Annotated in this window: 21 protein-coding genes and 1 tRNA gene; 8 read left to right on the forward strand and 14 right to left on the reverse strand. The window is 40.4% G+C overall.

Translation table 11 applies throughout. From position 1 onward, the window contains the following. Positions 1-33: 33 nt before the first annotated feature. Positions 34-501: a sterol desaturase family protein gene (locus tag RIB15_RS02800; protein WP_350200631.1), complete on the reverse strand. Its 468-nt coding sequence runs from the start codon at positions 499-501 to the stop codon at positions 34-36. Positions 502-634: 133 nt separating this feature from the next. Here RIB15_RS02800 and RIB15_RS02805 point away from each other — a divergent pair, with 133 nt between their 5' ends. Together RIB15_RS02805 and RIB15_RS02810 are read left to right on the forward strand one after the other, a co-directional pair. Further along, entirely contained in the window at positions 635-1,069 is a 435-nt protein-coding gene (locus RIB15_RS02805) for a LexA family protein (RefSeq protein ID WP_350200632.1), read from the forward strand. Continuing rightward, on the forward strand, positions 1,066-2,400 hold the full coding sequence (locus tag RIB15_RS02810) for a Y-family DNA polymerase (protein WP_350200633.1): 1,335 nt from the start codon (positions 1,066-1,068) through the stop codon (positions 2,398-2,400). The genes RIB15_RS02805 and RIB15_RS02810 overlap by 4 nt, the downstream gene beginning before the upstream one ends. Before the next feature lie 23 nt (positions 2,401-2,423). Here the strand turns inward: RIB15_RS02810 and RIB15_RS02815 are convergent, their stop codons facing one another. Together RIB15_RS02815 and RIB15_RS02820 are read right to left on the reverse strand one after the other, a co-directional pair. After that, positions 2,424-3,533: an NAD(P)/FAD-dependent oxidoreductase gene (locus tag RIB15_RS02815; protein WP_350200634.1), complete on the reverse strand. Its 1,110-nt coding sequence runs from the start codon at positions 3,531-3,533 to the stop codon at positions 2,424-2,426. Continuing rightward, complete coding sequence (locus RIB15_RS02820; RefSeq protein WP_350200635.1) at positions 3,530-4,714, reverse strand: M20 metallopeptidase family protein; 1,185 nt, start codon at positions 4,712-4,714, stop codon at positions 3,530-3,532. Before RIB15_RS02820 ends, RIB15_RS02815 begins: the two co-directional genes overlap by 4 nt. A gap of 113 nt (positions 4,715-4,827) precedes the next feature. Here RIB15_RS02820 and RIB15_RS02825 point away from each other — a divergent pair, with 113 nt between their 5' ends. Further along, positions 4,828-6,084, forward strand: coding sequence for a DUF4097 family beta strand repeat-containing protein (locus tag RIB15_RS02825; RefSeq protein ID WP_350200636.1), 1,257 nt, complete (start codon positions 4,828-4,830; stop codon positions 6,082-6,084). 5 nt (positions 6,085-6,089) lie between these two features. Here RIB15_RS02825 and RIB15_RS02830 read toward each other — a convergent pair whose 3' ends face one another. Further along, positions 6,090-6,371: a DUF4405 domain-containing protein gene (locus RIB15_RS02830; protein ID WP_350200637.1), complete on the reverse strand. Its 282-nt coding sequence runs from the start codon at positions 6,369-6,371 to the stop codon at positions 6,090-6,092. Positions 6,372-6,484: 113 nt separating this feature from the next. On the opposite strand from RIB15_RS02830, the gene mnmC2 reads away from it, so the two are divergent. Continuing rightward, a complete protein-coding gene (mnmC2, locus tag RIB15_RS02835) occupies positions 6,485-7,252 on the forward strand; it encodes a tRNA (5-methylaminomethyl-2-thiouridine)(34)-methyltransferase MnmC2 (protein ID WP_350200638.1) in 768 nt (255 codons plus the stop codon). 1 nt (position 7,253) lies between these two features. Here mnmC2 and RIB15_RS02840 read toward each other — a convergent pair whose 3' ends face one another. The 10 genes from RIB15_RS02840 to RIB15_RS02885 all read right to left on the reverse strand — a co-directional run bounded on the left by RIB15_RS02840 (position 7,254) and on the right by RIB15_RS02885 (position 17,681). Beyond that, entirely contained in the window at positions 7,254-8,357 is a 1,104-nt protein-coding gene (locus RIB15_RS02840) for a RuBisCO large subunit C-terminal-like domain-containing protein (protein ID WP_350200639.1), read from the reverse strand. 24 nt (positions 8,358-8,381) lie between these two features. Further along, a complete protein-coding gene (gene yihA / locus RIB15_RS02845) occupies positions 8,382-8,987 on the reverse strand; it encodes a ribosome biogenesis GTP-binding protein YihA/YsxC (RefSeq protein ID WP_350200854.1) in 606 nt (201 codons plus the stop codon). Continuing rightward, positions 8,987-10,489, reverse strand: a complete 1,503-nt coding sequence (gene purF, locus RIB15_RS02850) for an amidophosphoribosyltransferase (protein WP_350200640.1) — start codon at positions 10,487-10,489, stop codon at positions 8,987-8,989. Before purF ends, yihA begins: the two co-directional genes overlap by 1 nt. A 124-nt stretch (positions 10,490-10,613) precedes the next feature. Further along, positions 10,614-12,725, reverse strand: a complete 2,112-nt coding sequence (locus RIB15_RS02855) for a tetratricopeptide repeat-containing sensor histidine kinase (RefSeq protein ID WP_350200641.1) — start codon at positions 12,723-12,725, stop codon at positions 10,614-10,616. Between the two features lie 144 nt (positions 12,726-12,869). Then, positions 12,870-13,292 (reverse strand): OsmC family protein, encoded by a 423-nt coding sequence (locus RIB15_RS02860; protein WP_350200642.1) that lies wholly within the window; start codon positions 13,290-13,292, stop codon positions 12,870-12,872. A 143-nt stretch (positions 13,293-13,435) separates the two neighbouring features. Further along, positions 13,436-13,508: transfer RNA gene (locus RIB15_RS02865), tRNA-Gly, on the reverse strand. Positions 13,509-13,587: 79 nt separating this feature from the next. Next, positions 13,588-14,037, reverse strand: coding sequence for a cupin domain-containing protein (locus RIB15_RS02870; protein WP_350200643.1), 450 nt, complete (start codon positions 14,035-14,037; stop codon positions 13,588-13,590). 10 nt (positions 14,038-14,047) lie between these two features. Continuing rightward, the gene (locus RIB15_RS02875; RefSeq protein ID WP_350200644.1) at positions 14,048-15,973 is read right to left on the reverse strand and encodes an AAA domain-containing protein; all 1,926 of its coding nucleotides are present in this window, start codon (positions 15,971-15,973) and stop codon (positions 14,048-14,050) included. A gap of 64 nt (positions 15,974-16,037) precedes the next feature. Then, positions 16,038-16,931, reverse strand: coding sequence for a GntR family transcriptional regulator (locus tag RIB15_RS02880; RefSeq protein WP_350200645.1), 894 nt, complete (start codon positions 16,929-16,931; stop codon positions 16,038-16,040). 27 nt (positions 16,932-16,958) lie between these two features. Then, positions 16,959-17,681 carry a pyridoxine 5'-phosphate synthase gene (locus tag RIB15_RS02885; RefSeq protein ID WP_350200646.1) on the reverse strand — a complete coding sequence of 241 codons (723 nt, stop codon included), beginning with the start codon at positions 17,679-17,681 and terminating at the stop codon, positions 16,959-16,961. A gap of 95 nt (positions 17,682-17,776) precedes the next feature. Here RIB15_RS02885 and RIB15_RS02890 point away from each other — a divergent pair, with 95 nt between their 5' ends. The 4 genes from RIB15_RS02890 (at position 17,777) to RIB15_RS02905 (ending at position 21,352) form a co-directional block, all read left to right on the forward strand. Beyond that, positions 17,777-18,334, forward strand: a complete 558-nt coding sequence (locus RIB15_RS02890; RefSeq protein WP_350200647.1) for an NlpC/P60 family protein — start codon at positions 17,777-17,779, stop codon at positions 18,332-18,334. A 51-nt stretch (positions 18,335-18,385) separates the two neighbouring features. Continuing rightward, positions 18,386-19,579 (forward strand): serine hydrolase domain-containing protein, encoded by a 1,194-nt coding sequence (locus RIB15_RS02895; RefSeq protein WP_350200648.1) that lies wholly within the window; start codon positions 18,386-18,388, stop codon positions 19,577-19,579. A gap of 127 nt (positions 19,580-19,706) precedes the next feature. Next, positions 19,707-20,219 carry an RNA polymerase sigma factor gene (locus RIB15_RS02900; protein WP_350200649.1) on the forward strand — a complete coding sequence of 171 codons (513 nt, stop codon included), beginning with the start codon at positions 19,707-19,709 and terminating at the stop codon, positions 20,217-20,219. 92 nt (positions 20,220-20,311) lie between these two features. After that, complete coding sequence (locus RIB15_RS02905; protein ID WP_350200650.1) at positions 20,312-21,352, forward strand: FecR family protein; 1,041 nt, start codon at positions 20,312-20,314, stop codon at positions 21,350-21,352. The last annotated feature ends 102 nt before the right edge of the window (positions 21,353-21,454 follow it).

A 21,454-nucleotide genomic window follows, 5' to 3' on the forward strand; every position in this document is an offset into this window, starting at 1 on the left:
GCCGCAGATGTCATAATACATTTAATAAGTTACTCATCGATCACGTTTTCGCTCCCGCTCCGGATATTCATCATAAGGAAATAAAAATAATCCATACGGCTCGTGACCCTGCTTCCCCACACTCTGATGGTGACGCTGGTGAGCTCTTCTGATTAGTTTCATGATTGTATTGTCACTGCTGAAGGGTACAAACCGCTTGTGAGCAAACAAATCATGAATGATAAAATACAGTACGCCATAAATAGCTATACCTGCCCCAATTCCAAAACCAGGTGAAACAAACAATTCATTTGCCCCATCTACCATCAACCAAATAGAAATTCCAGCAAAAAACACTGAAAAGATATCATTCAGTTCAAACAGTTCATGATTGGGTTTGTGATGTGATTCATGGATGTTCCAGAGAATACCGTGAAATAACCATCGGTGCACACAGTATGAAATAACCTCCATGCCGGCAAAGCCCAGAAGAATAAACCCGATTAAATATAGCCAGTCCATTTTGCTGCTTTGTTTTATAAGAATTTGTAGTCCTGATTTCCGATTAGCAAACTAAATTTTTGAGATAATAGTTTACTCTTTCATACAATACACATATTTTACACATATAATATATGTAAGCAAAGAGGTACGCATGGAGGGACTTAAAATTTATCAGGGAGGATCGTCCAAAAAGCAGCGAAATGAGGTGAGGCTTTCTCAAAAAGCGGAAACCGGTTTCGTTTCTCCAGCCGCGGATCATCTCCAAAAACCGCTGGATCTGGAAGAGCTGATTGTACATCGGCCCGCCGCTACATTTTATGTGCGCGCTGAAGGAAATGCGATGCAGGCATCCGGGGTACAGGATGGGGACATTCTTGTAGTAGACCGCTCTGTACACCCTTCAGATAATAATATTGTGATAGCCGCGATCGAAGATGAGCCCGTGATTAGGAGGCTGGTTAAGAGAGGGTCGCGGCTATTTTTGATTTCAGATGATTCCCGTTTTGAACCCATTACCATTCATCCCGATACTAACTGGATGATCTGGGGTGTGGTTACCTATGTTATTCACCGGTATGAAATATGATTCTTAATCTGGAAAATTTTAATAATCGCAGTTCCATTGCATATGCAATGATTGACTGTAACAACTTCTATGCTTCTTGCGAGCGTGTGTTTAATCCGGCACTGGAGGGAAAACCTATTGTAATCCTGTCTAACAATGATGGGTGCGTCATTGCTCGTTCAGAAGAAGCTAAGGCTCTGGATATTCCTATGGGCGCACCGGAATTTAAGTATCGGAAAATGTTCAGGGAGAATAAGGTTGTGATTCGGTCTTCCAATTACCCGCTATATGGAGATATGTCGAATCGGGTAATGGAGACACTGCGACATCTAACTCACGACATTGAGGTGTATAGTATTGATGAAGCTTTCGCTGAAGTTTCTACCAACACCTATTCCAATTTGGAAGAATATGGGCGATACATTAAAGAGATCATTTATCAGTGGACAGGGCTTCCGGTTTCTGTAGGAATAGCACCAAGTAAAACATTAGCTAAAATTGCCAATGAAACTGCTAAAAGGAACATTAACTGCAATGGTGTTCTAAGCTTATGCAATAACCCTGGGGTAGATCACATTCTGAAAAACATGCCTTTGCAGAAAGTATGGGGAATTGGTCACGGGCTTACCGTTCGGCTCAACCATTTTGAAATAAAGACAGCTTATGACCTGAAGCAAAAAGTTGATCATAAACGATGGGTTCGTAAACACCTGAATGTAACTGGCCTGCGAACTGTATTGGAACTGAACGGACTCCCCTGTATGAAACTCAGTGATGCCCTCGATTCCCGTAAGGGCATCCTTACCTCCCGCATGTTTGGCAAACCACTTTATGATCTCGAGCCTATTCAGGAGGCTGTAGCTACATATATCAGTCGCGCCGGGGAAAAACTGCGCGCCCAAAAAAGTGTAGCTTCCTGTATGCATGTCACTCTGATTGGCGACAAATACGACAATCTGAAGGGCAAGTATAAATATAGTGGAGGCCATTTTTTTCAAGTTCCAACCGCTCATACACCTACAATGATCCTGGCTGGACAAGCAATAGCACGATCCATTTTCAAGGCAGATACCAAGTATAAAAAAGCAGCCGTTATGTTGACAGGAATTGTCCCAAATAGCGAAGTACAAATGGATTTATTTGATCCCGAACTGTATACTCAAAAACAATTTCGCTTAATGGATTGCCTCGACCAGATTAATACACGCCATGGCAGGAATACTGCTGCATTTGCAGCCACGGGTCAACACCGGAAGAATAGTGAAGAAGCTCCCTGGAGGATGAATCAAAACTTTCTAAGTAAACGCTATACGACAGAATGGAAGGATATTATGACAGCTAAAACGAAGTAAGGAGCAATGTATCTATAAGGATCTTATTTGATCACTAAGTCTGCAGCTTCTCTGCCAAGTTGCATACCTAACGCCACTCCCATTCCGCTGAGTCCTGCTATAACCGTTGTTTTATTACTAATACGCTTTAGCACAGGACTTTTAGTAGTTGTAAACCCCATTATTCCTGACCATTCCTTATCTATCTCCCATCCTGTTGGTAATCTCAAAACATCGTTTGCAAAGGATATGAGATGCTTTTTGATTTTCTCATTCGTACCAAACTCAGTTGTTGTTTCAACATCAATGTCCAAACTTCGGGCACCTCCGAGAAGCAACCTATTATCTTCAACTCCCCTGAAATAATAGTAACCACGGTCAAAATGATAGGTTCCTTTCCATGCTAAGTCTGATATAGGCTTGGTAACAAAAACAAATCCGCGTCCGGGTTTAATTTCAACATCATCCAGTAAAGCCGAAGTAAATGAATTTGTGGCTATGGCTAACTGATTACCTTTAAATTCAAACCCGTTTTCCAGCGTTAAGACTCCGTCTTCTTTATAAACTTTATTTACCTGAGATTGCCACCTGAACTCAACACCTGAAGCCAGGTTTTTTTCATAAAGAGTATGCATCATTTTTCCGGGATGAAGACAACCTTCATGCTGAATACTTATAGCAGGAAAACCGTTATGTTCAGTTTTTTGATAAACATTTTCCAGACCAGCAGCTTGCTGGAGCCACCGGTTACAAACATCCAACTGATCCAAAGCCTGCTCATATGCTTCGGAATCCGTAAAAATCTCGTAAGCACCAGGTTCACGATATGCAATATTTTCATCTCCCAGAGTCTGCCGTAGTAAGCTCAGACCATTTATACGTCTGCGAATTCGATCTATGATATTTGCCTCTTCTTCAATTTGCATATCGGCCATATGCTCAGTAACTGAACCAAAGCAGGCAAAACCGGCATTTCGGGTACTTGCTCCTATAGGATAGAACCCTCGATCTAAAACCAATACTTTCTTATCCGGATTATTTTGTTTGAAGAAATATGCGATAGACTGCCCCGTAAGTCCTGCCCCTAATACAATCAGGTCAAACTCCCGGTCGTATAGTTCTGACTCCCAAAAAGATCGTTCTGCGTGTATCATTTGTGATCAAAAACTAACGATGACATAAGTGGAGTTGCAACTTCAAAGAACCGGTCATCTACATTGTATTTTGGATGATGCCAGGGATACCTGGAATCTGAATCCTCGCTGCCACTACCCACAAAAAAGAAAGCCCCGGGGAAGTGCTTCTGATAGAAAGCGAAGTCTTCACCCGCCATAATAGGTCGTTTTAATTCGATGGCCGATTCTTCACCAAATAACTTGGTCATAGAATTCAGTACCGTTTTGGCTTCTTTTTCGGTATTGATAACAGCAGGATATCCTTTGTTCAGTTTGAAAGTGTAACTACCTCCAGCCGATTCGGTAATCCCCTTAAGCAATGCTTCTAGTCGGTTTTGTACTAATTCTGCAGTTTCAGGTGTAAGTGTTCGGGCAGTTCCCCAAAGTTTAACTTTTTCGGGGATGATGTTATGAGCGGTGCCCCCTTCAATTCTACCAATAGTCACTACCACAGGCTCAGTAGGATCAACACTTCTGCTGGCCACTGTTTGCACTGCATTTATGTATTGAGCAGATAAGACAACAGGATCTATAGCCTCGTGTGCACGGGCTGCATGTCCTCCTTTACCAATAATCTCAACCTCGAATTCATCAGGGGCTGCCATCAACGGACCTGCTTTGGTCGCTATAGTACCGGGTTTATGCATTGGAGACGTGTGCAACCCATAAATAGCCTGCACACCCTGATCCTGAAGAAATCCAGTTTCACTCAGAAGCCTTCCCCCGCCTGGCAGCTTCTCTTCTCCGGGCTGAAATACGAATAAGACCTTTCCCTCAATATCAGCCTGAAGCTCCTTCAAGATTTTTGCTGCCGTTAGTAAATTTGAGGTGTGAGCATCATGTCCGCAGCAATGTGCAACCCCATCATTTTTTGATATAAATGCCTGCTTAGCTTTTCCCTCTTCTGTAATGGGCAACGCATCAATATCTGCGCGAAGAGCAATCACTCTATCTGATTTCTTACCTCCTTCCAATATTCCAACACAACCCGTTTCTAATGGGCTTTCAAATGGAATATTCAACTTCTCCAACTCCGACTTAATAAACTTCGTAGTTTCAAATTCACTATAGCTTAACTCTGGATGCTGATGCAAATATCTTCGGGTTTCTACAGCATACTGAAAATACTTTTCAGCGAGTTGTTTAATTTTGGAATGCATGCTCAATAGTTTTGAAATTCAACCTTTAGCTGATGATAAGGATATTATCCGATTCAATGTAACCTTTGCAATATTGAATCGTACTTTATCGAGTACTTAAAATAGAAGGACATATGAAGAGAACATCGTGGGAAATAATTTTAGCTGGTCTTTTTTTTGTTGGCATAGCTGTCTACATAGTAGGGCAACACTCTGAACCAGAAAAACCAAAGAGATCTGCTTTTGCCACCGATAGCATACGTATCAACATTGATGGTGAAAAACTACATGTTATCGAGCTCAAGAAATTAGAGAACCTCAAAAATTTAGAAAATCTCAAGAATCTGGAGAACCTCAAAAACCTTGAGAACCTAAAGAATATCACTAATTTCTTACCTGTTGAGATTCAGGAAGAAGTTGAAGCTGAGATTAATGAAGCGCTTAAAGAACTGGAAAAAGAGGGGATTAACGTAAATATAAATCATGAAGAAGGTGTTGTTTCTATCAATAAAGAAGTCGCCACTAGTCCGGGGAACTGGACTGCCGTTTCTCCCGGCGTTTTTGCTTATGTAAAAGAATTTGATGGCTCAAACATCCAACTGACAAATATTGAATTACCCTTCGGCTCAATCACAATTAAGGGTGGCTCAGGAAAACTTATCAAATTTACAGTTGAAGCATCCGGACAGGTTTCTACCAAAGCGGATTTAGAATCAAGGATAAATACCACTGCAAGTATCTCATCGGGAGAAGCCGATTTCACAATTACAAGCCCGAAAAGTTTATCGAAAGACCAAAATATTCATTTACAGGCTACATTGGTTATTCCCGAAAATATGAGAGTTATCTCCTCTACCAAAGCTGGACATATTACTTCAGAAAATGTGAGCGGAAATCAGTCATATGAAACCCAAGGCGGGCATATAAGCCTGGAAAATATTACAGGAGATGTTAAGGCTAAAACAAGTGGCGGCCATATCACTGTAAATAATTCTAAGGGAACGTTAAACCTTCATTCTCTTGGGGGCCACATAAAAACACGTGAAGTAGCAGGCTCTGTCATTATGAAAACTTCTGGCGGTAATTTAGTCGCAGAAGGTCTTTCAGGTTCCGTTGAAGCAAATACAAACGGTGGAAACATTGAACTTCGTTTTGTTGAGCTCAAAAATACTTCTCAGGCTAAAACCGGAGCGGGAACTATATCGATCTGGATTCCAAAAGCAGCTGATGCATCCTTTGATTTATCCGGTAATACTGTTGAAATAGATGGCGATCTTAATTTTCAGGGAACACAATCATCAGGATCTGCCAATGGTAAAATTGGCTCAGGAGCAGCATCAATATCTGCTAAAACAAATTATGGGAAAGTAATTTTAAAATCCTCCGATTAAAGTTCTCACTTTTTTCTGCTATCGGATTTAAGGAATGTAAAATAGCTACCCTTTATCCAGGTGATATGTAATAAAAGATGATATAATATCACTGCTATGAACAGTAAAGCCACCCAAAAATGAATATCTCCCCATTCATGACGTGTTAAACCTAAGAAACTGCTTCCATGACTCCCGGGTGGTAATATATAATGAATCAATAAGCCCGTTAATAAAAGTCCAATAAGAAGAATAAAAGAGATTAAATCTATTGTTACGTTTTGGGTGTGTTTTCTGATTGATTTCATACTCCCTCCTTTACCACCTATTAATACAAGTTCAGATTAGCAACATTTTGTGAATTATTAGTGAATAAAACGATGAGTTTCTATATGATTGCTGATACTTTATCTTATTCTTTATGACTACAAAAATTCATAAGACAAAAGATGGTTCATCTACTCTTTATTCAGATCAGTTTGAACAATTTTATCACAATCCCAATGGAGCAGCCTCTGAAAGTCTGCACGTTTTTTTTGAAACCTCGGGATTGATTTCATCACTTGATTCTGCAGAAACATTAACGGTATTAGAGGTGGGTTTTGGAACCGGACTCAATTTTTTGTTGCTCCTCGATATCCTTCTACAGAAAAAGATTAATATACCTGTAGAGTTTTGGTCTGTTGAAGCTTTTCCTGTTGATCAGCAAACAGCATCGGAGTTTAACTTCAAAGATCACCTGAAACATCCTGAGCTAAATCAATTATTACCAAAAGTATTTGGGAAGCTTAAGCCAGGGCTCAATCAATATAAGCCTCTGGATGATCACAATGTAAGTTTAAAACTTTTTTACGGACAGTTTGATGACTTTGACCCAAAAGATCTGAAAGTAGACTTCATTTTCCACGATCCATTTTCACCAGAAGTAAATGAAGAATTATGGACAAGTAATACTTTTAAAAAGCTGTCTTCCTATTCTAAAACCAATACTGTCATCGCTACCTACTGTGCAGCATCAAAAGCCCGTGGAGCAATGTGTGCCTCAGGCTGGAAAGTTGCCCGCTCTCGAGGAGCTTTGGGTAAAAGAGAAATGACGATAGCTTCTCTCTCGGAAGAAAAACTGGTGAATTTTAAAAGAGTGAACGAAGAAAGATTAGCTGAACGATATCGAACCGGCGATTTTGGCTGATCTAATTTTGAAGTATTTCCTTTACTTCTTCAGAAGCCTTGCGAATACCACCCGGATGTTGCAACATACTTGCTCCAAGTAAAAAAATAGTATCCTTTCCATATTCTTTTATCCAGTTGGGAATAGTCTCCCGTTTCATCCCTCCGCCCGGCATTGGAAATATTGGCTTAAAAGGTGAGTCTAAGGTTCTTGCCGAATCGTTCAAATCATTGCATTCTTCAGGAGTGAAGGAAAACCTGCCTCCGGTATTCGGATATACCGTGAAATCTGCCCCAAAAGCCCTGTACAATTCTCCATATAAGAAAGAAGGTGTGAATCCGTGATCCGGATCGGTTACGAAAGTGCCTGAAAAAGCTGGGTGAGCAATGACAGGAAGATCCAATTTTGACTGAGCAAGCTCATGCATGCTTTCATATCCACAGAGCTCTGGTATTATCATCACACCATCGGCACCAAGATCAGCTGCCAGTTCATATTGTTGCATTAGTTTTGAGCCGGCTGTAGTAATATTTGGAAAATAACGGGTCAAAATACCCGTTTCGGTCATGGCTTTTTGGAGTACCTCTGCTACCCGGTTTACCCGTTCCTCAAAGGGAGCATAACTTTGGTTAGCCAACCCATGATCATCCTTAATCATATCAATTCCACCTAAAGCAAATTCTTTAGCCTGAACCGATAACTCATCTGCCGACAATCCCATTGGCTTTAAAACCCCACAAGCCATAGCCCGATCATGAATACCAAACTCTTCACGAATACCCGATATCCCAAATCTGGCTCCTTTCAATAAACCGGTTAATGAACTCCAATCAACAGATGTGATTTTTATCCCTCTCTTAAGTGAAATATTGCCGTATAAAATGTTTAGAAACTGGGTAGCATCGTTTCCAATATTTTCGACAGGCCAATCAATATGCACCTTAAACTGATTTTCGGATTGCTGTTCAACCTGTCCGACATTACCTGTAACCTTATCCAGAATTTTTTGCGGAACGACCTCTTCGGGAAGTTCCACACTTTGTTCAAGGCAGATCCATCGAAGTTTCTCATCGATGTTTTCACCCTCGTAACAGGTAATGTTATATTGAACAGTAAATCTATCCACGGCTAAAAATTTGGATGAAGTAACTCAGGAGCCTGACCTTGAGTGAGATACAAACTCAGTGATTAATTCTTTTATCTCAGAGATGCCCTCTCTGGAATCTGATGAATATGGTAAAATTGGAATCTCAATATTCATCTCTTTCAGAATGCGCCTGACACGGGCTTTCGACTGATTTACTTTATTTCTGGAGAGTTTGTCCGACTTCGAAAGCACCACGAAAAAAGGTTTTTCATTCATAGCCATCCAATAAAAGAAGTCCTCATCAAGCTGGCTGGGTTCATGCCGCACATCCACAACGTGCAAAATTAAGCTCAGAGACTCTCGATCCAATAAATAGTCCCGAATATTTTTCCCCCAACGCTCCCGTTCTTTTTTAGGAACTTTGGCATAGCCATAGCCGGGTAAATCAACCATAAAAAACTCATCCCCAACTTTATAGTAATTCATCTGCTGGGTTTTGCCTGGTACATTTGAAGTACGTGCAATATTCTTTTTATTCAGAAGAGCATTAATCAGTGACGATTTTCCAACATTTGATCGGCCTGCAAAACAAACTTCCGGCAAAGTTGCCGGCGGGCATTCGTCAAGTTGAGTAGCACTGGTAATAAATTTAGGCTGAGCGTTAAACATCAAACCAGCTCGTTTTCTTCTTTCTCAACGCCAAAATTGACAGGAACCGGATAATTACCTGTAAAGCAAGCTGTACAGTAATCATGGCCGGAAGGGTTCGCTTCTTTAACGGCATCTACAAGACCATCTGCAGACAAATACCGGAGACTGTCTACTCCGATTTCTTTAGCCATCTTCTCTATATTTCTGTCAAATTTATTGGCTATTAATTCATTCGGGCTTGGGAAATCCATTCCGTAATAGCATGGACTAATAATTGGCGGAGAGCTTACCAAAAAGTGGATTTCAGCGGGATTACATTCACGAATCATATCAACGAGGTAGCGAGATGTGGTTCCCCGTACTATCGAATCATCAACAATAATCACCACTCTACCTTCAATTACCCCACGAACTGGATTAAACTTAGTACGAACTTTCTGCTCACGTGATTTCTGTCCGGGCGAAATAAAGGTTCGACCCACATAATGATTTCTAATCAGTCCTATATCATATTTACACTCATGACCAAGCTTATTGCTTTCACTTGCATAACCAAGTGCGGCGGTGTTGCTTGAATCCGGCACCGAAATGACTACCGGCTTTTTACCGGTTTTATTATTCTTCACAACATCTGTAAGAGGATGCTCCTTTGCTAACTGCTTACCAAGATTTCGACGAATCTTATCTACCATTTCGCCAAATATCTTACTGTCGGGCCGGGAAAAATAAACGTACTCAAAAATACACTGACTGGTACCTGTACCCTCTTTCGGAGGTATAAAGTACGATTTGGGTTCGTTATGCTCGTCAGCATCTTTATCGATCACAACCACTTCACCGGGCTGCACATCTCGAATGTATTCCGCATTATTAATATCAAAAGCGCAGGTTTCACTGGATACACAATAAGCCCCGTCTACTTTTCCAAGTGCCAGTGGCCGAAATCCATTAGGGTCACGTACTGCAATTAGCTTGTCATCAGTCAGAATAACCAGACAGTAGGCACCTTCAATTTGTCCCAGCGCATCCATAATCTGGTCCATCTGATCTTCCTCATTACTATGAGAGATGAGATGCAAAATCAATTCTGTATCAGATGTACTTTGAAACAAGACTCCTTCCTTTCGAAATCGCTCCCTGATTTGTTTTGCATTGGAAAGGTTTCCGTTATGCCCGATTGCCAGATTTCCATTCCGGTAGTGTACTCTGAAAGGCTGGATATTAGCCGGGTTTTTTGAAGAGCCTGAAGTTGAATAACGGTTATGCCCTATGGCATTTTTACCTCTAAGGATTTTCTTAAACACCTTGGATTTACTGAATACATTTAAAACTAACCCAAAGTCTTTATAAGCAGGCATGGCATACCGGCCTTTATCATCATCAAAGTAAGAAGTAACTATACCAGCCGACTCTTGACCACGATGTTGCAAGGCATGCAAGCCATAATAGGTATGAAGGGCTGCATCAGGGTGATTATAGATACCGTAGATTCCACAATATTCGCGAGGCTTATCGCTCATATCTAAAGCTCCAAGTAATGAGTGATTAATAAGTGGTAAAGATAAGAAATGATTCCCGGTTTCGGGAATTAGAACTGCCAGAAGTTATCTACAGATTGTTCACATCTCGTGATTAGGTTAAACTTTAGTTTGAGGAGGCTTTGGGGAGCTCAATAAAAAATGTTGACCCTTCCCCTTCGGTACTTTCAAACCAAATTCTGCCATTCATACGTTCAACAAATTCTTTTGACAGGCTCAAGCCAAATCCGGTTCCTTTCTCCTTATTTGTTCCTTCTCTGGTCCAGGCTTTGGTTGCAAATATTTTGTCTGCAGCTTCCGCTGGTATACCTATGCCAGTGTCTTTTATAATCAGCTTGGTAAAATGAGAGTTAGGCTCTGTTTTTATCTCAATTTTGTCACCCTTGTTCGTAAACTTTATGCTATTGGAAATGACGTTACGAACAACCAATTGCAACGCATTATGATCAGCTAATACCTCTTCACTTTTAGAGACATATTGTTTTACATCTACTCCCTTTTTTGTAGCAATAAAAGCCTGACTTGAAACAATCTCCTCTACAACATCATGAATATTAACTGGATTGATTTCCATGTTCACACCTGAAAGCTGCTCTTTAGCCCACGCCAAGAGATCTTCCATAACATTTACGTTTTTCTGTATCGATACCTCTAGTTCAGGAATCAACTGAGCTAACTCATCTTTCGAAATCACATTATCTTTTATAAGATGAAGAAGCCCCTGCATAGAAGTCATAGGGGTGCGTAAGTCATGGGCAATGATAGCAAATAATTTGTCTTTCGCTTTATTGGCTTCTATGAGTTCCTCTTTTTGAACTTCCAGTTTTCTATTAATCTCTTCTCTCTCCCGGGCCGTTTTTCTCATCATGAACAATAGAACTACAATCAGTAAAATTACAACAGCACCTACAACAATTAGGATATACTGTATATGGAGCTGACGTTCTTGCTGAGCTTGTTTATCTTGTAATAACCGGTTTACCTCATTTTGCCGATCAAGCTCCAACTGGTTTTCAAGTTCGGCCAGTGCTTGTGTCGTCTCCATACTTGAAAGACTATCTGAAAGCTCCTTATATAACTCTAAATATTGCAAGGCGCCTTCGTAGCGATTGGCTTCCCGATTGGCTTCATACAGCTTTTGTCTTATATCCTGAATGAGAGGGGTGGCTTCAAGCCGCTCTGCTATTTGCCTTGCGGCCTCATAATACTGAATCGCTTCTTCGTACCTCTCCATCTCATAAAACAGGTTCCCAAGCCCAAAATTATTATAATAAGCACCCTGTATTATACCCATCTGCTCAGAATAACTGAGCGATTCTTTAAACTGTGATTCTGCCTTTTCATAATTTCCCAGCCTTCCATTCAATCTTCCAAGATTATACATAACAATTACTGGAGGAGAGTCAGGTCTAATTTGATTATTCAATTCTAAAGCCTGGTTATATAGGCTTAATGCTTCATCAAACCTTTCCTGTTCAGTGCGGGTATTAGCAAGATTAAGAGAAGTTCTGTAAAGCTCATTTTTAAGATTTTTTTGCTCCGCAAGAAACATAGCTTTTTCCAGATAAAAAGCAGCCCGCTCGTAATTGTTTTCACCATTATAAGCATTGCCAATGTTGTTCAGAGTAGTAGCCCAAAAAGCAGTGTCACGGGTCATTTCTGCAAACCGAACAGCGTCAACGTAGTATTCAAATGCTTTTGTTGTCTGCCCAAGATCGACATAAGCATTTGCCATATTTTGCCGAACAGCCGCATTGGTCCTGTCATAATGAACACTGTCCATTCGGGAGATATATTTGAGCGCTTGTTCGTAGATCTCAATTGCTCTGGCTTCTTCACCCTTATTCGAATAAGCAGCCGCTAACAAATTATAGAAATTAACAATCCGCTTACTTTCAGGATAAAGCCTGATAGCATTATTTAGAACTACAATAGCGGAATCGAGATTTCTTTCAGTTATTAAAATATCCGCATTGCGCAACATGGCAATTACCTTACCATCTCTGAATCCTATTTCATCAGAAAGGCTGTCTGCAAGTTGGGTCTTTTGACGAGCCAACATCAAGTTACCCTCTAAAATATCAGTTTCTACCTTATTTAGCAGCCCGCGCACATAGACACTATCTTTCACTACCTGATCATTTTGAAAAGCAAGTACAGGTTGAACAGTCGCCCCTATCAACAACAATGAGAGAAATAGATAAACTTTTAAAGGCATAATTCCTGAAAGTATGAAGCTCAATACAATAATAGTAAAAACTATTGCCTTTTGTGCTTATCGGTCTCTTTAATATTTAAATAAATGAAAAAGACCTGGGTAAAAAAGAAACCCGCTTTAAAACGGGCTCTGTCAAATCAGAAACTAGTTTTCTAATGTAGCATCTAACTCAATGCTTACACCTGTAAGTGCTTTTGACACCGGACATCCCTTTTTTGCTGCTTGAGCAATCTCCTGAAATTTCTCGTTATCGATATCAGGTACGTTACCTTTGGTTATAAGTTTTATGGTAGTAATTGCTCCAGCCCCGGGATCGATCGTCACTTCAGCATTGGTGTGTACTGAATTTGGTGTAAAACCAGCTTTGTCGAGCTCATTGGAAAAAGCCATTGAAAAACAACCTGCATGGGCCGCCCCAATTAGCTCTTCAGGATTGGAACCTGATTTATCCTCAAAACGTGTAGCAAAACTAAAAGCTCCCTCGTAAGAACCACTTTCAAGCTTCATGGTTCCATTACCAGATTTTAAATTTCCTTTCCAAACTGCTTCAGCTTTTTTTGTTGGCATAATGATTTTTTTTGGTTAGTAAGTCAATTGATTTAACAGCTTAAAACTGGATTACATTCCACATTTCAAAGTCAAACGATGTAATTATGAGAAAACTCCACGTAAACAAAAAAGGCAGCTAAGTTTCCTTAACTGCCTTTATGAGCGAGAGACGAGATTCGAACTCGCGACCCCGACCTTGGCAAGGTCGTGCTCTACCAGCTGAGCTACTCTCGCTTTTTCAATAAATTTCCCTCTTCTTAGAGAGCACCAAATATAAGAGTGTTATCAACTTTAATTCAACCTTTTTTTAAAATCATTGCTTAATTTTTTCTTTGACTTCAGGATTAGAAATATTCTTTGACAAATACTCGCGATCAGGAAGGGTGGGTTTGTCTCTATAACGGTCTACAATACAGATAAAACCTAATGACTCTCCGTTATCAGCATGAAATTGATGTAAAGTTTCCGGAGAGATAAATACCACATCATGCAAGCCGAGCTTATAGACTTCGTCTCCAAGAACCATAGAACCTGATCCTTTTATTATAACTACTGAGTGTGGGTGCCGGTGATACTCAAGAGAAGTAAACCCTCCCTTTTTCACTTCAAAATAGCGGGTTTGGAAATTTAACTCCTGTTCGTCGTTTTGCTCTCCCAGCAATGAAAACCGATGTACTCCCTGATAACAGGTTGTATCAGTCTTGTAATCCTTACGCTCAATTCCTTTCCAGCTATAGTTTTCACATTTTATGACCTTTGACATCAGACTAATCCTAGATTGATATTTTCTTTACCGAATGCAACAATCGTCCCAGGAATTTCTTTCCATAAACCCGCTCTACATGTTGCATATCAGCTATTATAACCAACAACTCTTTGCTTCGGGAAAAAGCTACATTTAGTAAACGAGGCACACTTAAACCATTTTTTGCTTCATCAAACGGCCGGACAGAGTAATGCCTCATACTCCCATTTTGCCACTCGCCGCTCATCACAGTATCGAAGATAATTACCGATTTTTCTCTCCCCTGAAAAGTATGAATCGTACCAACTTCAATATCCTTAAACCCTGATTCCCATAGATGATTTCTAACTTTGTATACACTGTTTCTAAATGGAACTATAATTCCAATATTCTCCGGAGCATAATTCCTGGTGAGTCTTTTCAGGCTTTCTTCTATCAGTTTGTGATGCACCTCATTTACTGGCTTAAAACCCCGCTCGCCGGTTTCCTGTTCCAGGTAAGGATTGTACTTTGCCGTGTCTACCAATGCAACAGAACCTGTTGAATCTGGCATTGATTTAACTTCTTTTTCAGGTTTATCAGACTTTAGTCTTCCTTCATAAAAAACAGAACTTATTACTCCTGCAAGATCGTCCTTCAACCGATATTGAACATCAAAAAAACAGGTGAACTCAGGATTTTCATCGTGCCAGTTGAACAGTGCCTCCGTGGTATCCGATTTTGATACGTAGGTAAAGATATCCTGCTCGAGAAACTCCCTGGCTTCCCGGTCGTTGGTAATGGCTATAGGTGGAAGCTGCATCGGATCGCCGGCAATAATCAGGTGTTCTTTGCTTTTAGCAGCCATCAACAGCAGGTAAGGAATTCCGGCCATCGATCCTTCATCAACAACCACGGCATCATAACTTATATTATAGAATAACTCCGATGTACAAACTTTTGCCATCGTTGTTGCCACAAGCTGTTTTTTCTTAAGTTCGTAGCGTTCATTCAAATTCATCAGCCGATCTATTTTGTCTTCCAGTGCTCCTACTCCGCCATGTTCATCTATCTTATTGCCCGCCAGCTGACACTCCAGATCTAACTTCTCGGGAACTTCCTCCCCATTACGCATCATATCATCAATTTTTTCCTGCAGCGACTCATACTTGCTGAGAGTATTACTCAATTGAACCGCATCAGCTTTCCGGCTGTCCAACCTTGTTTTTACCTGATGTTCAAACAGGATATCCTCAAGCCGGGGGTCATCAAGTGCTGCTTCTCCAAAGCGGGTAGTATTTTGAAGACTAAAACCCGAGTCTATTTCATAAAGCGCATCAATCGCACTTAACAAACCTACATCTACAGCACGGTTTGTATTCGAAACGAAAAGCACCCGTTTTCCTTCCTTCAGCAGGTTAGCAATGATAAACCCTAAAGTTGCCGTTTTCCCTGTTCCCGGAGGCCCCCAAACATATAGAATATTATTTTTCAGGGATTTTTCGATAGCCTCTTTCTGGGATGGGTTGCGCAGATCATCAAAAACCGGATTAAGTTTTACACCGCTTTCTTTGAAGTTTTTCTCAGGCTTAAGCAAAGCTTTCAGCTGTGGAATCTTCCCTGATTTTTCCTGCAGGGTAAACAGGTGCTCCTGCATTTTCTTAAGCACATAATCGTTCTCCCATTCCAGGTACACTTCATCAATTTTAGAGCCTTTGTTCTCTGGAAACTCCAACCGAACTTTCTTGTCTTTGAACTCTACGGGATGCACCTTGAAGTCTTTGCCATTCATTTTTGCCCGGATTTCCTCCGCAAACTTAAGCCCCTGATTTTGAGACTCAAATGTGTAGATATATTCTCCAGAAATTTTCTCGAGCTCTCCGTTCATCAGCACATCCGTAGATGGGGTTTCCCGAACAGCTTCAATTTCTTTATCAATGGCTTCCAGAGCCTGTGTTATAACTTTCTTTATCAAGACTTCTCTTTCAACATTCGAAATTCAATGTTCCTTGCCTGCCGGTAAAGGCAGGTTCTATATTCTATTGATCCCAGAGTTCGGCTCTTATCATTTCAGAACTTTTCTCTGATAATAAATACTCAAGCCGCAACCGGCTTCGCTCTGGCACTTTTTGCTCTACCAGCCGGGCACTTTCCGGTGTGTATAAGATAAGATCTGATTCACGAACAAAAAGCGGTAATGATTTTCCATAAATGGTTCCTGCTACAAATGATCCTTCAAAATGAATCGATCGCTTCAGCTCGTCAATAATTTTAGGAATCGTTTCTTCACTGCCCGTCACCAAACCAATTGTTGCAATTGCCGCACGGTCAACCATCGAGAGTAAAATATCAGGGTCATAGTCGTATACAATTGGGATAATAAGCAGGCTTTCCCTCAGGCTTCTGAAGTTGCTCATCAGATGAATCGGCACAAATAAAGCGTCGTACTTAGCAGCACTCTCATATTCATTTACATCAATAACCTGACTTTTTACACCAACCTGTTTTTTGATGGCGTCCGAAAGCATTTTACCCAACTCATGATTTTCTCCAACGCTGGCACAGGTTTGAATGCGGTCGGGCCATTCCATAAAACCCAGTTGCTCCTGAAATAACAGTTCTATCTCAGATTCATCCAGCCCATAACCAACCAGTTCTTCTACCAGAGCCTGAATCTTTTCACCGCCTACTTCCAGTCGTGCTGATTTATCGAGCAGTGGGGTTTGGTTCTTGACAGTAAATCCTCTTCCCTGCTCGCCCAAAATGAGGCCTTCTTCTTCGAGAATGTGATAAGCCTTACGAACGGTGTGGAAGCTAGCCTCCAGCTGTTGACCTAATTCCCGGGTTGAAGGCAACATTTCCCCAACCTGAAATTGTTTAGTCGCAATCATCAACCGGATACGGTCAGCGATATGTTTAGCGGAAGTTTTCAAGCTAAAGAATTACACCTTTGAATTTGATCAGGCATAATCCTCCATAATTTCAATATATGCCCTAACCGTTTTTTCCAATCCCCAATAAATTGATTTACTAATCAATGCATGGCCGATACTTACATCATGTAAATGTGGTACTGTTTCTAGTAAATCAGGAAGATTTTGGAGATTCAATCCATGTCCTGCATTCACCTTTAACCCAAGGTCATTCGCCTGATTTGCGGCTTTCCTCAATCGCGTGAGCTCATGCTGTTGCTTCTGTGAATCTGCATTGGCAAATGTACCCGTGTGTAGCTCGATAGCATCAGCTCCAAGTTCAGCAGCCAGTTCAATATCCTCAGGATTAGGATCAAGAAATAGACTTATTTCAATTTTAGTTTCCCGTAGTTTTGGGAATACACGGTTTTTATAGTCATCAAAAACCGTTTTCATCTTTAAACCACCTTCTGTTGTTAATTCTTCCCTCCCTTCCGGAACCAGGGTACATAAATGCGGATCAATTTCAGTACAAATTTCAAGCATCTCGTCCGAAGCCGCCATTTCAAAATCGAGCGTTCCTCTCACCGATTTCTTTAGACGATACACATCTTCATCGCGAATATGACGGCGGTCTCCTCGCAAATGAAAAACAATACCAGAAGCACCTGCTTTTTCACAGACTTCCGCTGCCTCAATCGGATCAGGGTATCCTTCACCCCGGGCATTTCGAAGAGTAGCTACATGATCAATATTGACTAATAGATTCATTGGATTGTGGTTGGTTTTCTGAAAATCAGAATTTGATATTTAAAAGTAAGCATATCCCATTATATTTACAGACTAGAATAAAAGATCATCTGGCTATGAAAAAGGGTACGGTAATTGTTTTTGCAATATTATTATTTGCAGGGTGTGGGGTCTCAAAAAGAGGTACTATTCCCTGGGAAGAAGATTCTGTAAATAAACCTGCTACAGTTGAAACAGATAAGGACGAAGAGACCTCAACCAAAGAGGCTGGCACTTTTGTAGAAGTTTCTGAACCACCCGCAGTGCAAGAAATGCAGGAGTTTCTGGAACTTGCCTACAACGACTGGAAAGGAACACCGTACTTATTAGGCGGATCCGGATACGACGGTATCGATTGTTCTGCGTTTATGCAGGTCGTTTTTGAGGATTATTTCTCTAAACAAATTCCCCGAACTACCCGAGAGCAATTACAAGCCGGAAGAGAAGTTAAAAAGTCGCAAACTCAAACCGGCGACTTGGTCTTTTTCAAAACAGGGCGAACAACTTATCATGTTGGAGTCATGATAAATCGTGGAGAGTTTTTACACGCCTCTACTACAAATGGGGTTAAGATTTCTACTTTGAAACATCCTTACTGGACAGAAACATATATAACTACAAAACGGATTCTTTGAACTACTGTGCTTTCTTTTCGTTTCAAAGGTCAATTTCTAAATCACTATTTTATGAAATTACTTATCAGCATTTTTCTGTGGGCAACCGTTTTTTCAGCTCACTCTGTTAATGCCCGGCAAAAACCATCAAATATGGAAAGAGTATATCAGGATTTAACCACCTATTTTCACAAACAAGCTAAAAATAACGATGTGGCAGGTAGTTCGTTAGCCGTAGTTCGTGACGGTGAGCTTATATTTCATCAAACATATGGGGTCGCAAATGTTATATCAAAAAAACCTATTGATAAGAACACCATTTTTCATTGGGCTTCCATCACAAAAACAATCACCGGAATTGCTATCATGCAGCTACAAGAGCGAGGATTGCTGAGTTTGGATGACCCTGTCACGAAGTATATCCCAGAACTACGACAAGTTCATAACGAGTATGGTTCTATGGATGAAATCACCATTCGGCATTTAATGAGCCATTCTGCTGGCTTTAGAAATCCTACATGGCCTTGGGGAGGCTTCAAAGATTGGCATCCCCATGAGCCTCAGCATTGGGAACAGCTGGTGGCTATGTTTCCTTACACAGATATACAATTTAAACCGGGCACCAAATGGATCTACTCTAATCTGGGGATTATCTTTTTAGGCAGAATTATTGAACTTACTACACAAGATGATTACGAGTATTACATTCACAAAAACATTCTCACTCCTCTTAAGATGTATAGAAGCTATTTTGACGGAGCCCCCTATCATCTCAAGAGCGATTTAGCCCATAGCTACTACCTGCAGGAAAATGGTAGTTACAAAGAGGCCCGTTTCGATCTTAACACAGGAATTACAGTTTCAAATGGAGGACTGAATGCTCCTGTTGATGATATGATGAAATACATCAACTTTTTATTAGGCAATGCCCATGCTGACGCCTATAAGTTCGTGCTAAAAAAATCCTCTCTGGAAAAAATGTTCTCCCCTCAAATCGCTATATCTTCAGACGGCAGTGATGCTCCGGAAAATGCCGGAGGGCAACAAATGGGGCTTTCTTTTTTTGTGGGAGAGCTCAATCAGACCAAATTAATTGGCCATAGTGGAAACCAAAACGGTTTCATTTCCCATATTTATTTAGCCCCGGAATATAATACAGGATACGCTATTGTGTTCAACAGCACGAATAATTCCAGAAAGGTTGACCGTAATATTTTAAGCTATTTGCTTGAAAAAGAATTCCTGTATTATCCAGATAGCAATTAGCGCTAAAGCATGTTGCCTCAGTGGCTTTAATGGCATTAAATTTTCATTATGATTTTTATTTCTGATTTCTCATTTTAAATCAGATAAAATTATAAAGTCATCGCTTTCATCAGTTTACAGATCAGTCATGCTTGACAGGAAAAAGTTCAAAATCTTTTTTGAGCAATATTTTGATGACATAATCTCCTTTATGTCTTACTACACTTCTTGTCAAAAAGAGTTGGAAGACTGGACTCAGGAAGTTTTTCTTAAAATTTGGGAAGCCAGAGATAAAATAGATCCCGATCACCCATCCGTTAAAGGATATATTATCAAGACGGCCAGAAACCACGCACTTAAGCAGTTAAGAAATCAAAAAAAATATGATGACTGGCTTCAGAAGCATATTCTTGACCTAACAAAAACCCATCCTCCCAAAGAACCCGTCATCAACCCTCCCAATTTTGACGATGCCTATCAAGCTGCTTTAGCAAAAATTCCAGATCGTGCTCAGCAGGCATATTTATTAAGCCGTGAAGAAGGGCTTAATTATAAGGAGATAGCTAAGACCATGAATATATCTCCGAAGACAGTTGAAGGACAAATTAGTCATGCCCTCCGTATACTTAGAAAGGAATTGAAAGACTTTCGATATTTATAGTAACTGCCTTTCTTTTATTAGAATTTTATTTTTTCAATAAGGGTACTACCTGATTATTGGATATTAGTAATAGAGCCAAATAATAATTACCTATGAAAGAAGCTCCGGAAAATCAGGTTTTGATAAACTACCTTTTGGGAATCTGTACGCCAAAAGAACTAGAATATGTTGAGCAATGGCTGTCTCAATCCTCCGATAATGTTCGTTCTTTAGAGAAAGTTTTAGAAGAGCTCCATAAATCAGATCACGCCCATATAAGTAAGAATCGGGTTAAACAGGAGGTTTTCAGGAAAATAGATTCCGGATACATTACCAAACCATCAAAAGGAAAAGAAACCATTTCTGCTTCTCCAAAAAGCCACCTTTTGGTAAAAACTGCTGTATTGGCAACGGCTTTTATATTAGCTGCACTTTTCACTCTTAGATTAAGTAATACAGAGAAATCGGCCGAAATTCCCCAAGCAACTTATCTGCAGGAAAGGCAACTATCTTATGGCCAAACTTCCACCTTTAGATTCAATGATGGATCTATCATAACCTTGAATGGCGGTAGCACACTTCGTTATCCCGAACAATTTGATCCTGCAAAAAGGGAAGTTTATCTCGAAGGAGAAGCCTTTTTTGATATCGCTTCTGACAAAAACCGCCCTTTCATTGTCCACGTGGGGAACACAACAACCCAGGTTCTTGGTACTTCTTTTAATATTAAGGCCTACAATAACGATGAAATGATGCAGGTTACGGTGGTAGAAGGAAAAGTGGGTGTTTCCGGGAGAACTGTGTATAAGAAAGAAAATATAACAGAGCCAGTTATTCTTAAGGAAAACCAGTGGGCCACTTATCACCATAGTGGACAACTACTTGAACAAGGTGAAGGAAATGTCTGGGAACAGATTGCCTGGAAAGATCAGGTTTTAATTTTTAATGACAAGCCATTCTCTGACGTAGCTAAGATGTTAGAGCGATGGTATGGCGTAGAAATAATTTTAAAAGGTGAACAGCTTCAGAATACGAAGCTCAAAGGTGAACACAAAAATATGAGTTTGGAAAGAGTGCTTGAATCAATTCAATTTATTTTGGGAATCGAGTATACCATCGAAGAAAGGATAGTTACAATTCAAGCTGCTGACTAATAGTTTTTTTATAAAAAAAGGCCCGAATTAATCACTCATGTTCGCGCATCGGATTAAAACGGACCTCTAATTTTAACAGGCATCTTATGCCCATTAACATTG

Origin of the sequence: Gracilimonas sp., assembly GCF_040218225.1 — a bacterium.
Classification (GTDB): Bacteria; Bacteroidota; Rhodothermia; order Balneolales; family Balneolaceae; genus Gracilimonas.